The following is a 12,209-nucleotide window of genomic DNA, read 5'->3' on the forward strand; positions in this document are numbered from 1 at the left end:
TACCGAGGTCTTGAACCTCGGGGTGTCGAAGTCCCGAGGTCCTGAAATCTCGGGGGTGCCGAAGCTCAGGGGCCGGCGCTCAGTCGCCCTCTTCGAAGCCGGGGTCGATCGACTCCGGGGACAGCCCCAGGAGCCCGGCGATCTGCTCGACCACCGCGTCGTGGACCATCGCGCCGAGGTGGTCGCGGTCACGGGCGCGGCCCTCCAGGGGGCGCCGGTAAATGATCACGACGGCCGGGCGGTTGCCCGCGGCGGGCTCGGATCGGCCGAACGGGATCGGCTCGCCGGTGAGAAGCTCGGGGCCGTCGCCCAGGTCGCTGATCGGCGGCACCTCCTCGACCGCGAACTCCACCGACGCCAACTGCTTGGCCCAGCGGGGTTTGAGCCGATCCACGGCATCCAGGACGAGGTCGTCGAAGCGTTCGCTGCGGGCCTTGGCGATCGGCACGTGGGAGGGCGCGAGCGGACCGCGCAGGCCGCGGCCGTGTCGGTCGCGTCTGCGGGGAGGGCGGGGACTACCGGGTGCCGAACTCACGGCCCAAGCTTAGACGTGCCTGGAGCGGACGCGGGAAGAAGTCGCGGCGGGGAAAGTTCAATCAGGGGGCGTAAGCCGTACAGGCGGGTGGAAGCCGGGACACGTGTCCGAATTGTGGCGACACGCTCGTTAAGAGCGCTCAGATAGTGGCGCCTCGGACGCTTACCGGATACGGTCCCACCGTGAGCCCCGTCCGCCGCTGTTCCCGCACCGCGTGCAGTCAGCCTGCCGTTTTCACGCTCACGTACGTCTACGCCGATTCGACCGCTGTTCTCGGGCCCTTGGCGACGTACGCCGAGCCGCACTGTTACGACCTGTGTGCCGAGCACGCCGAGCGGCTGACCGCGCCCCGCGGCTGGGAGGTGGTCCGCCTGCCCACAGACGGAGCACCGCCGAGCACGGACGACCTCGAGGCCCTCGCCAACGCGGTCCGCGAGGCCGCCAGGCCCGCTCCGACCGACGGCACCGAACCTGTCGGCCAGGGGGTCGAGGTCGGGCGGCGAGGCCATCTGCGAGTGCTCCGTTCGGCTCAGCCCCAGCGCGACCGTTGACCCTACTAGTCTGGGATCAGCAGACACGACGTAAAGGGCGGAGCTGGAGTGGGCGACCTCGCCAAGATCTTCAAGGCGTATGACGTTCGAGGCGTCGTGCCGGACGAGTTCGACGAGGAGACGGCGGAGGCGGTCGGTGCGGCCTTCGTGGAGGTGACCGGCGCGCGGACCGCCGTCGTGGCACACGACATGCGCGCCTCGTCGGGACCTCTGGCCGAGGCCTTCACCCGCGGGGCGACCTCGCGGGGAGCCGACGTCGTCAACACGGGTCTGGGCTCCACCGACCTGCTCTACTACGCGAGCGGCAGCCTCGCCCTGCCCGGCGTGATGTTCACCGCCAGCCACAATCCGGCCCGCTACAACGGCATGAAGATGTGCAGGGCGGGCGCCGTGCCGATCGGGAGTGACACCGGGCTCACCCAGATCCGCGACCGGGCCGCCGAGATCCTGAAGGCGGGCTCCATCGGCGACGACGGCGGCGCCGACAGCGCCGTCGGGACCGTGTCCACGCGGGACCTGTTGCGAGGCTATGCCGACCACCTGCGCGCGCTGGTGGATCTGTCGGGCATCCGGCGCCTGCGGGTCGTGGTCGACGCGGGCAACGGGATGGGCGGTCACACCGTCCCGGTGGTGTTCGAGGGGCTGCCCGTCGAGCTGACCGCCCTCTACTTCGAGCTGGACGGCGACTTCCCCAACCACGAGGCCAACCCGATCGAGCCGGAGAACCTGCGCGACCTGCAGAAGGCCGTGCTCGACGTCGGCGCCGACATCGGCCTGGCCTTCGACGGCGACGCCGACCGCTGCTGGGTGATCGACGAGCGCGGCGAGTCGGTCTCCCCGTCCACGATCACCGCGCTGGTCGCGGCGCGCGAGCTCGTCAAGCATCCGGGCGCAACGATCATCCACAACCTGATCACCTCGCGGGGCGTTCCGGAGATCGTCGCCGAGCACGGCGGCAGGCCGGTCCGCACCCGGGTGGGCCATTCGTTCATCAAGGCCGAGATGGCCAGGACCGATGCGGTCTTCGGCGGCGAGCACTCCGCGCACTACTACTTCAGGGACTTCTGGTTCGCCGACTCCGGCATGCTGGCCGCGATGCACGTGCTGGCCGCGCTGGGCGAGCAGGACCGGTCACTGTCGGAGATCCTCGCCGACTACACTCGTTACGCGGCCTCCGGGGAAATCAACAGCACGGTCGCCGACCAGGTGGGAGCGACCGAGCGGGTTCGTGAGACGTTCGCCGCCCGAGACGATGTCACCTTCGACGAGCTGGACGGTCTGACCGTCTCCGGCCCCGGATGGTGGTTTAACCTTCGTCCGTCCAATACAGAGCCGTTGCTCAGGCTGAACGCCGAGGCGGCCGACGAGATTCAGATGGCAGCGATCAGGGACGAAGTCCTCGCTGTCGTGAGGAGCTGAACGAGTGAAGATCGACGACTGGCTGCTGGAGATCCTGGCCTGCCCCAACTGCAAATCCCCGTTGCGCGCCGAGCCCGAGACGGACGAGCTGTTCTGCACCTCCGCCGACTGCGGCCTGGTGTATCCGGTCCGGGACGACATCCCGGTGCTGCTGGTGGACGAGGCGCGAAAGTCGTGAACTGGGAGCCGGATCGGCTCGACGATCAGAAGCAGCTGACCGAGGGCGACCCGGCGGGCATGTTACGGGCGGTGGCCACCTCGGCGGCACAGGTCCGCACCTCCCACCGCGCCGCACGCGAGACGGACCTGTCGGCGCTGGCCAGGGATGGCCGGCCCCGTGCCGTCGTGGTCGTGGGGATGGGCGGGTCGGGCCTCGCCGGTGACATCCTCAACGTGGTGTGCGGTCCCGGGGCCCCTCTGCAGATCGTGACCGTGCGGTCCTACCGGCTGCCCGGCTGGGTCGGCGCGACCGACCTGGTGATCGCGGTGTCGTATTCGGGCAGGACCGAGGAGACGCTGGCGGCGGCGACCGAGGCCGTCCGCCGAGGATGCCGCCTGCTCGCCCTGGGCGCGCTCGACTCGCCGTTGCATGCGATCGCCCGCCAGGCGGGCGCGCCGTTCGTGCCCGTCGAGGGCGGCGGGCAGCCCCGCACCGCCGTGTGGGCGCTGACGACCCCGCTGGTCGTCGCCGCCGCCGAGCTCGGCCTGATCGAGGCCGGCGAGGAGGTGTTCGAGGGCGTGGCCAAGCGTCTGGAGGACATCGCCCACCGCTGCCGCCCGGCGAGCGAGTCGTTCATCAACCCGGGTAAGTCTCTGGCCATGGAGATCGCCGAGACGGTGCCGATGATCTGGGGGTCCTCGCCGCTGGCCGCCATCGCGGCCTACCGGTGGTCCTGCCAGCTCAACGAGAACGGCAAATATCCCGCGGTCTGGGGTGAGATCCCCGAGGTCAACCACAACCAGATGGCCGTCTTCGACGGTCCGCTGGCCGGGCGAGACATTTTCGCCGACGAGAGCGGGCGGTCGCTACGGCTGTTCGTGCTGCGTGACGTGGAGGAGCATCCGCGGGTCGCGAAGCGCCGCGAGACGTCCGTACGACTGGCGCAGGACCGGGACGTGCCGGTCACCCAGATCCTCGCCGAGGGGACACATCCGCTGGAGCGGCTCGCGACATTGATCGAATTGGGCGACTACGCGAGTACATACCTCGCTCTGGGGTACGGGATCGACCCGAACCCGGTGTCAGCGATCACAGAACTCAGGGCGAGAATTTCCCAATAGGATCCTGTCTCGACCTTTTCGGGACAACGTAAGTGGAGGTTCCCGTGAGCGCGGGCGGCGGTACTAAGGCGATCATCGCGGCACTGGCTGCGAACCTCGCGATCGCGGTGGCCAAGTTCGTGGCCTTCCTGATCACGACCTCCTCGTCGATGCTTGCCGAGTCGATCCACTCGCTCGCCGACTCGGGTAACCAGGTGTTACTGCTGGTCGGCGGGAAGAGGGCGGCGCGGAACCGGACGCCGGAGCACCCGTTCGGCTATGGCCGGGAGCGTTACTTCTACGCCTTCGTCGTGGCGGTCGTGCTGTTCACGATCGGTTCGCTGTTCTCCCTCTACGAGGGCTGGCACAAGATCCAGGACCCGCACAAGGTCGAGACGCCGATCGTCGCCTTCGGGGTGCTGATCTTCGCGATCATCGCGGAGTCGTTCTCCTTCCGCACCGCGATCAAGGAGTCCAACACGGTCCGGGGCAACCAGTCCTGGGTGCAGTTCATCCGCCGCTCCAAGTCACCCGAGTTGCCGGTCATCGTGCTGGAGGACCTGGGCGCGCTGGTCGGCCTGGTCCTCGCGCTGTTCGGCGTGGCCATGGCGGTGATCACCGGTGACGGTGTCTGGGACGGCATCGGCACCCTCGCGATCGGCGTCCTGCTCGCGATCATCGCGGTCATCCTGGCGATCGAGACCAAGTCGCTGCTCATCGGCGAGGGCGCGGGCCCGGAGATCGAGAAGCAGATCCTCGGCGCGCTGGAGAGCACACCCGAGGTCGCCCGGGTCATCCACATGCGCACGCTCCACCTGGGCCCGGAGGAGATCCTGGTCGCCGCCAAGATCGCGGTGGATCACGACGACACGGCCGCCGAGGTGGCCCGCGGCATCAACGAGGCCGAGCAGCGCATCCGCGAAGCCGTCCCGATGGCCCGCGTCATCTACCTTGAGCCCGACCTCGACAGAGCCAAGATCAACGGTAAGGTCTGACCTCGGCGTCTCACCCCGCCGGGGCGAGGACGCCCGGATATCTCGAACGCGGAGGGGCTCCGACACCACGTGTCGGAGCCCCTCCGCGTTCGTCCGGGTCCGCCCCGGTGCGGCGTCCGAACCCTCATGCCCGGCCGGGCATGGACGGGGCTCGAGGACGTGGCGGGGTGTGAGGCGGCTCAGTCGCGCGGCAGGACCAGGCCCGACTCGTAGGCGTGAATGACGGCCTGGGTCCGGTCGCGCAGGCCGAGTTTGGCCAGCAGTCGCGCCACGTGGGTCTTGACGGTGTGTTCGGTGACCACGAGACCGGCCGCTATCTCGGCGTTGGAGAGGCCCCGGGCGATCAGCCGCAGGACCTCGGTCTCACGCGGCGTCAGCGGGCTGCCGGCCGGAGACGGCCGCCGCTGCCGGGAGAACTCGGCGATCAGCCGCCTGGTGATCCTCGGGGCGAGCAGCGCGTCGCCGCGGGCCACCGTCCTGACGGCCTCGGCCAGGTCGTTCGCCCGGACGTCCTTGAGCAGGAACCCGCTCGCCCCCGCGGTGAGCGCGTCGTACACGTAGTCGTCCAGATCGAACGTGGTGATCATGATGATCCTGGTCGTCCCGGCCTCCATGATCCGGCGGGCCGCCTCGATCCCGTTCATCACCGGCATCCGGATGTCGAGGAGCGCGACGTCGGGACGGGTCTCCCGCGCCAGCCGTACGGCCTGTGCCCCGTCCTCGGCCCTGCCCACGACGGTGAGGTCGGGCTGGGCACTGAGCACCGCCGCGAACCCTCGCAGCACGACCGGCTGATCGTCGGCGATCAGCACGCTGGTCCGGTCGTCCGCCGATGCCGTGCCGGGGAGATCGGCGTGATCGCCCGAGGACGTCGGGTCCGAGGGGGACCGGTGGCGGTCGGGGGAGGCTCGGTGGCGGTCGGAGGAGGTCATTCCAGGGGGAGTCCCGCCTGGATGAGGAAGCCTCCGGCGGGACCGGGACCGGCGTTGAACCAGCCGCCCAGGGCCACGGCGCGCTCGCGCATGCCGACCAGGCCGTGCCCGTCCGAGGTGCTTCCGGACGGGCCGGGGCCGTCGTCGGCGATGCGCAGCACCAGCATCGCCGGGCGGTAGGTGAGCTCGATCGAGACGCGGGCGCCGGGAGCGTGGACGCGGGCGTTGGTCAGCGCCTCCTGGACGATCCGGTAGGCCGAGACGTCCACGGCCTGCGGCACCGGCTCAGCGTCGCCGACCACATCCAGATCGACGACGCCCTCGTGCCGTTCGAGGAGTTCGGGAAGCAGCGCCAGCCCCGGTTGTGGCGCGGTCTCCGGCGCGGTGGTGACATCGGCGCGGAGTACGCCGAGCAGGCGGCGCATCTCGGTGAGCGTCGTGCGCGCACTGGCCGCGATCTCGGCGAACTCCTGCTTGGTCCGGTCGTCGAGCCCTTCGAGGGTGTAGGGGGCGGTCTCGGCCTGGACGGCGATCATCGATACCGAGTGGGCCACGATGTCGTGCATCTCCCGCGCGATCCTCGCCCGCTCGGCCATCGCGGCCTGCTCCCGGAGGGTCTCCAGGTTGTCGGCACGGACCTCCTTGATCTCGGTACGGCTGCGCCGTACGTCCGCCAGGAGCGCCGTCGCCACGACCATGCCCAATATGGCGATCATGGTGATGATCCCGCCTTGGAAGTCCCAGTACGGCCTGGTGATGCTTCCGTCTTGGAAGTCCCGGTACGGCCTGAGGACGGTGGCGAACCCGGCGGAGAGGAGCGCCCCGACGCTCGCCGTCAGGATCCACGCGGCTCTACGGCTGAGCAGGCGCAGGATCGTGTAGAAGGAGAGCACGCCCGAGAGGCCGACCGCGACGGGAAGCCGGGTCACGCCGGCCATCAGCAGCCCGGTAGCCCCCAGGAGGGTCAGGGCGACGGCCAGCCACGGTTGGGAGCGGCGGAGTGCCTGTGGCGCGGTGGCCAGCAGGGCCGCCAGCAGGGTGAGGAGACTCACGTTCCACCTGCTCGAAACCTCCACGAATGCGAAGATCGCGAGTGCGACGGCGATGGCGATGGTGGTGAGCGGTGATTCGATGACGCGCTTGAGGTCGAAGGCGGCTACCCGTTCCTCGGCGCGGGTCAGCCTGGCGGTGACATCCATGAGGAGGATTGTCCTGTCCTGATGGTCCGGTGTCGTCACTCCTACGGGCGACGTTGGAGGAGGCGCAGCGCCTTCTCCTTCTCGAAGTCCAGGGCCCGCCGCGGGGCCTGGACGCGGCCGATCCGCAGTCCCAGCTCCCGTACGGCCTGCGCCACCGTGGGCTCGCTCAGCATCCGCAGCGCGAACGCCAGCTCGGCGGGGGAGATGTCGAACCTCTTCTCCAGCTCCACGCCCTGGGCCACGGCCGCGAGCTCCTCGGGGCCGAACCGGCGGTGCGCGCCCTGGTTCCTGACCGGGGGGAGCAGGCCGAGCGCCTCGCGGTAGCGGAGCATCCGGGGGGACATGCCCAGCCGTTTCGCGGCCTCGGTGATGCGCATCGTCGAGCCCTTTCCAGGAATCCTTACATTCTTGTGTCAGGTTACCCCTCCAAAAGATGCGCGGAGCGGTGTCACCCGCCTAAACTTGCACCGTCGACGTTTCCGGTGGAGCGGCGAGCCCGGCCCGAGATCGAAGCGGGATCGCGAGAACAACGCGATCGGCGAGGGTGCGAGGCGAGCGCGACCATCAATCAGAGGGGTAATACATGGACTTCAAGGTCGCCGACCTTTCCCTTGCGGCCTTCGGGCGCAAGGAGATCCAGCTCGCCGAGCACGAGATGCCGGGCCTGATGAGCATCCGTGCGGAGTACGCCGAGGCCCAGCCGCTGGCCGGTGCGAAGATCATGGGCTCGCTGCACATGACCATTCAGACCGCCGTGCTCATCGAGACCCTGGTCGCGCTCGGCGCCGAGGTCCGCTGGGTCAGCTGCAACATCTTCTCCACCCAGGACCACGCGGCCGCCGCGACCGTCGTCGGCCCGAACGGCACTCCCGAGGACCCGCAGGGCGTCCCGGTCTTCGCCTGGAAGGGCGAGACCCTGGAGGAGTACTGGTGGTGCACCGAGCAGGCCCTCTCGTGGCCCGGCGGTGAAGGCCCCAACATGATCCTCGACGACGGTGGCGACGCCACCATGCTCGTCCACAAGGGCACCGAGTACGAGAAGGCCGGCGCCGTTCCCAGCGCGGTCGAGGACGACCCGGAGGAGTGGAAGATCGTTCTCGATCTGCTCAGCCGTACGGTCTCCAGTGAGAACCGGTGGACCCAGGTCGCCTCGCGCATCAAGGGTGTCACCGAGGAGACCACCACCGGTGTCCACCGTCTCTACGAGATGTTCAAGACCGGCTCGCTGCTCTTCCCGGCGATCAACGTCAACGACTCGGTGACCAAGTCGAAGTTCGACAACAAGTACGGCTGCCGCCACTCGGTCATCGACGGTCTCAACCGCGCCACCGACGTGCTGATCGGCGGCAAGGTCGCCCTCGTGGCCGGTTACGGCGACGTCGGCAAGGGCTGCGCCGAGGCGCTCAAGGGTCAGGGCGCCCGCGTCATCATCACCGAGATCGACCCGATCTGCGCGCTCCAGGCGGCCATGGACGGCTTCCAGGTCACCACGCTGGACGAGGTCGTCGACATCGTCGACATCTTCGTCACCACGACCGGCAACTTCAACATCATCACGGCCGACCACATGGGCCGGATGAAGCACAACGCCATCGTGTCCAACATCGGTCACTTCGACAACGAGATCGACATGGCCGGGCTGGCCAAGATCCCGGGCATCGAGAAGACCGAGATCAAGCCGCAGGTCCACACCTGGCGCTTCCCCGACGGCCGTCAGATCCTCGTGCTCGCCGAGGGCCGCCTGATGAACCTGGGCTGCGCCACCGGCCACCCCTCGTTTGTCATGTCCAACTCCTTCACCAACCAGGTGATCGCCCAGATCGAGCTGTTCACCAAGACCGACGCCTACCCCGTCGGCGTCTACGTGCTGCCCAAGCACCTGGACGAGAAGGTCGCCCGCCTCCACCTGGACGCCCTGGGTGTGAAGCTCACCACGCTCACCAAGACCCAGGCCGAGTACATCGGCGTGGACGTCGAGGGCCCCTACAAGTCGGACCACTACCGCTACTGATCGGCTGTTCCACAAGGCCCCCGCAGAGCTGCGGGGGCCTTCGGGCGATATAGGGAGAAACGTGGACAGCGCGCTGGTTGCGGCGGGGGAACGGCGGATCGGATGGGCGGCGCGGGCGATGCCGGTGCTCACCGCCGTCGGGGAGCGGTTCGCGGCCGAGCGGCCTCTCGAAGGGCTGCGGATCGCCGCGTGCCTGCACGTGACCGCCGAGACCGCCGTGCTCATGGGCGCGCTGAAGGCGGGCGGAGCCGAGGTCGCGCTGGCCGCGTCGAACCCCCTGTCCACCCAGGACGACGTCGCCGAGGCGCTCCGCGACTACGGGGTCACCGTGCACGCGCAGGCCGGGGTGACCATGGAGACCTACTACCGCCACATCCACCAGGCGCTCGACATCCTCCCGGACATCGTCCTCGACGACGGCTGTGACCTGGTCAACATCCTGCACACCGAGCGCACCGAGCTGCTGGAGACGGTCTCCGGCGGCTGCGAGGAGACCACGACCGGGATCATCCGGCTCCGGCAGATGGCCGCCGAGCAGGCTCTGAGGTTCCCCGTGGTGGCGGTCAACGACACCCGGACCAAGCGGATGTTCGACAACCGCTACGGCACCGGCCAGTCCACCCTCGACGGCATCATGCGCGCCACCAACACCCTGCTCGCGGGCAAGACCGTGGTGGTCGCCGGGTTCGGCTACTGCGGGCGGGGCGTGGCCGAGCGGGCCAGGGGCCTGGGTGCCCGGGTGGTGGTCACCGAGATCGACCCGGTCAAGGCGCTGGACGCCTCCCTGCAGGGTTACGACGTGCGATCGATGGCGAGCGCCGCCCGCGCCGGAGACGTGTTCGTCACGGTCACCGGCAATCGCGACGTGATCAGGGGCGAGCACCTGGCGGTGATGAAGGACGGCGCGATCCTGGCCAACGCCGGCCACTTCGATGTCGAGATCGACGTCCGGGCCCTGGACGACCTGGCGCAGGCCGTGCACCGGGGCGTACGCCCCAACACCGACGAGTACGTCCTCGCCGACGGTCGCAGGCTCCTGCTGCTCGCCGAGGGCCGCCTGGTGAACCTGACAGCCGCCGAGGGGCATCCGGCCGCCGTCATGGACATGTCCTTCTCCGCCCAGGCGCTCGCCATCGCGTGGCTGGCCCGCGAGCGCGTACGGCTGGCGCCGGGCGTCTACGACGTGCCGGAGGAGATCGACGTGGAGGTGGCACGGCTCAAGCTGGCCGCGGCCGGGATCGAGGTGGACGAGCTGACCTCGGACCAGCGGGAGTATCTCCACTCGTGGCGGATCGGCTCATAGCCCCCGTGGCTCGCTCGTAGCGTCGTGGTCCGCCGGCCGTTCCGGGCTGTTCGGCGGGCCGTTCCGTGACCGGGAGCCCCGGGGTCCTTCATCGTTGTTCGGCGGGCCGTTCCGTCAGTTGTCCCGTGACCGGGAGCTCACGGGGGCCTTCATCGTTGTTCCGCGGGCCGTTCCGTGACCGGGAGCCCTCGGAGTCCTTCATCCTCGCGGCGTCGCATCACAGTGAGGCCTCCATCTCCAGCATCCTGCGGATCTCGGCGCTCTGGGTGGCGGTGACGTCGTTGGCGAGCTCCTCGATCTTCGGATGCGAGCCGCCGATCAGGACCTGCTCGGACATCGTCACCGCACCCTGGTGGTGGGCGGTCATCAGCTGGAGGAAGAGCCGGTCGAAATCCTTGCCGGAGGCGGCCGTGAGAGCCTCGATCTGCTCGGGGGTGGCCATGCCCGGCATGCTCGCGTGGTCGGCGTGGTGATCCGGCACCTTCTGCCCCTCCTGCTGCAACCAGGAGGTCATGTACTGGATCTCCGGCCCCTGGGCGTCCTTGATGCGCGAGGCCAGGCCCTTCAACGAGGCCGAATCGGCCCGGGTCGGGGCGAGGGACGCCATGTCGATGGCCTGGCGATGATGAGTGATCATGTTCTGGACGTACGTCACGTCCACCGCGTTGGGGGTGGGCGCGGGCACGGCCACGGCGGCCTCGCTCGGGCTGAGCGTCCTGGCGGGCTCGCCCGGCCGGCCGGGCGCGATGATCGGGGCCGTGGAGAGCGCGGCAGCCGGTTTCTCAGCGGAGCTGCACGCGCTGAGAGACAAGGTGACGGCGACCATGGCGATAAGCGCGACGCGCACCCGACCTCCTTCTTGGAACTGCTGCGACGGAAGACCGTAACCTTTTTTGGGCCGATGAGTAAAGACGGCATGTCGGAAGCAACTACTGACACAGTGATGGCTTGCGTCACCGGTAGGACAGGATGAACTATTTAGGCATTTATGCGCACCTTATAGCGCATGTGCCAAGGAGGTTCACGAGTGTTCACCCCCCTCAGGAAGGGCCTGACCGGCCGATTCCTGGTTGCGAGCGGGGTCATCGTCGCGATGGCTCTGTCCACCGGCCCCGCACAGGCAGCGGACATCCCTGCGCCTGGCCAGATCGTTATGAGCTCGAACATTCAGCACGTCCTCAATGTGCCCAAGCCTGCGGAACTGACGAACATCCACACCGACATGGCCTTCCAGGGCAACTACGCCTTCGTCGGCAACTACAACGGCTTCTCGATCTACGACATCAAGAAGCCGGAGAAGACCTCGCTCGTCAGCTCGGTGATCTGCCCGGGCTCCCAGATGGACGTGATCGTCTCCGGGAACCTGCTCTTCGGCGCGGTCGACTCCTCCCGTAACGACGACTCCTGCAGCAGCGTTGGGCAGGCGGCGTCGGTCAAGGAGTCGTGGGAGGGCGTCCGGATCTTCGACATCAGCGACAAGAAGAATCCGAAGTACATCAAGTCGGTCGAGACCAACTGCGGCGCGCACACCATCACCATGGTTCCCGGCAAGGGCAGGGACCGGCGCAACGTTTACCTGTACGCCTCCTCCTACAGCCCCTCGGCGAGCTTCCCCGACTGCCAGCCGCCGCACGACAAGATCTCGGTCATCAAGGTGCCGCTGCAGAACCCGGCGGAGGCGGCGGTCGTCAACACCCCCGTCCTCTTCCCGGACGGCGGCAACCCCGGTGACCCGTCGACCGTGGTCTACCCCTTCCGCACCTCCGCGACGACCGGTTGCCACGACATCACCGCCTACCCGGAGAAGAACATCGCGGCCGGAGCCTGCATGGGCGAGGGCGTGCTCTTCGACATCTCCGACCCGGTCAACCCGAAGGTCACCGCGACGGTCCGCGACGACGAGAACTTCGCGTTCTGGCACTCGGCGACGTTCAACAACGAGGGCACCAAGGTCATCTTCACCGACGAGCTCGGTGGCGGCGGCGCGGCCACCTGCAACGAGGC

General features: G+C 68.6%; 13 protein-coding genes. 8 read left to right on the plus strand and 5 right to left on the minus strand.

Going from position 1 to position 12,209, the window contains the following annotated elements:
* Positions 1 to 79: 79 nt before the first annotated feature.
* Positions 80 to 535 (minus strand): metallopeptidase family protein, encoded by a 456-nt coding sequence (locus CHC08_RS41210; protein WP_089212825.1) that lies wholly within the window; start codon positions 533 to 535, stop codon positions 80 to 82.
* A 182-nt stretch (positions 536 to 717) separates the two neighbouring features.
* On the opposite strand from CHC08_RS41210, the gene CHC08_RS41215 reads away from it, so the two are divergent.
* From CHC08_RS41215 to CHC08_RS41235, 5 genes are read left to right on the plus strand one after another with little or no spacing between them, the layout of a single operon-like run.
* Positions 718 to 1,086, plus strand: coding sequence for a DUF3499 domain-containing protein (locus CHC08_RS41215; RefSeq protein ID WP_089212826.1), 369 nt, complete (start codon positions 718 to 720; stop codon positions 1,084 to 1,086).
* Positions 1,087 to 1,134: 48 nt separating this feature from the next.
* Complete coding sequence (locus tag CHC08_RS41220) at positions 1,135 to 2,505, plus strand: phosphomannomutase/phosphoglucomutase (protein ID WP_089212827.1); 1,371 nt, start codon at positions 1,135 to 1,137, stop codon at positions 2,503 to 2,505.
* 4 nt (positions 2,506 to 2,509) lie between these two features.
* Complete coding sequence (locus CHC08_RS41225) at positions 2,510 to 2,683, plus strand: Trm112 family protein (RefSeq protein WP_089212828.1); 174 nt, start codon at positions 2,510 to 2,512, stop codon at positions 2,681 to 2,683.
* Entirely contained in the window at positions 2,680 to 3,786 is a 1,107-nt protein-coding gene (locus CHC08_RS41230; RefSeq protein ID WP_089212829.1) for an SIS domain-containing protein, read from the plus strand. The genes CHC08_RS41225 and CHC08_RS41230 overlap by 4 nt, the downstream gene beginning before the upstream one ends.
* 44 nt (positions 3,787 to 3,830) lie before the next feature.
* The gene (locus tag CHC08_RS41235; RefSeq protein WP_089212830.1) at positions 3,831 to 4,760 is read left to right on the plus strand and encodes a cation diffusion facilitator family transporter; all 930 of its coding nucleotides are present in this window, start codon (positions 3,831 to 3,833) and stop codon (positions 4,758 to 4,760) included.
* A gap of 179 nt (positions 4,761 to 4,939) precedes the next feature.
* Here CHC08_RS41235 and CHC08_RS41240 read toward each other — a convergent pair whose 3' ends face one another.
* From CHC08_RS41240 to CHC08_RS41250, 3 genes are read right to left on the minus strand one after another with little or no spacing between them, the layout of a single operon-like run.
* Entirely contained in the window at positions 4,940 to 5,692 is a 753-nt protein-coding gene (locus CHC08_RS41240) for a response regulator (RefSeq protein ID WP_089212831.1), read from the minus strand.
* Positions 5,689 to 6,891, minus strand: a complete 1,203-nt coding sequence (locus CHC08_RS41245) for a sensor histidine kinase (protein WP_089212832.1) — start codon at positions 6,889 to 6,891, stop codon at positions 5,689 to 5,691. Before CHC08_RS41245 ends, CHC08_RS41240 begins: the two co-directional genes overlap by 4 nt.
* A 41-nt stretch (positions 6,892 to 6,932) precedes the next feature.
* Positions 6,933 to 7,268 (minus strand): MerR family transcriptional regulator, encoded by a 336-nt coding sequence (locus CHC08_RS41250; protein ID WP_089212833.1) that lies wholly within the window; start codon positions 7,266 to 7,268, stop codon positions 6,933 to 6,935.
* 206 nt (positions 7,269 to 7,474) lie between these two features.
* Here CHC08_RS41250 and ahcY point away from each other — a divergent pair, with 206 nt between their 5' ends.
* Positions 7,475 to 8,902: an adenosylhomocysteinase gene (gene ahcY, locus CHC08_RS41255; protein ID WP_089212834.1), complete on the plus strand. Its 1,428-nt coding sequence runs from the start codon at positions 7,475 to 7,477 to the stop codon at positions 8,900 to 8,902.
* A gap of 61 nt (positions 8,903 to 8,963) precedes the next feature.
* The gene (locus CHC08_RS41260; RefSeq protein ID WP_179282508.1) at positions 8,964 to 10,205 is read left to right on the plus strand and encodes an adenosylhomocysteinase; all 1,242 of its coding nucleotides are present in this window, start codon (positions 8,964 to 8,966) and stop codon (positions 10,203 to 10,205) included.
* Positions 10,206 to 10,422: 217 nt separating this feature from the next.
* Here CHC08_RS41260 and CHC08_RS41265 read toward each other — a convergent pair whose 3' ends face one another.
* Positions 10,423 to 11,052: a DUF305 domain-containing protein gene (locus CHC08_RS41265; RefSeq protein WP_089212836.1), complete on the minus strand. Its 630-nt coding sequence runs from the start codon at positions 11,050 to 11,052 to the stop codon at positions 10,423 to 10,425.
* A gap of 180 nt (positions 11,053 to 11,232) precedes the next feature.
* Here CHC08_RS41265 and CHC08_RS41270 point away from each other — a divergent pair.
* On the plus strand, positions 11,233 to 12,209 hold a 977-nt coding region (locus tag CHC08_RS41270), incomplete at its 3' end, for an LVIVD repeat-containing protein (RefSeq protein ID WP_089212837.1).

It is taken from the genome of Streptosporangium subroseum (genome assembly GCF_900188345.1).
Taxonomy (GTDB): Bacteria; Actinomycetota; Actinomycetes; order Streptosporangiales; family Streptosporangiaceae; genus Streptosporangium; species Streptosporangium subroseum.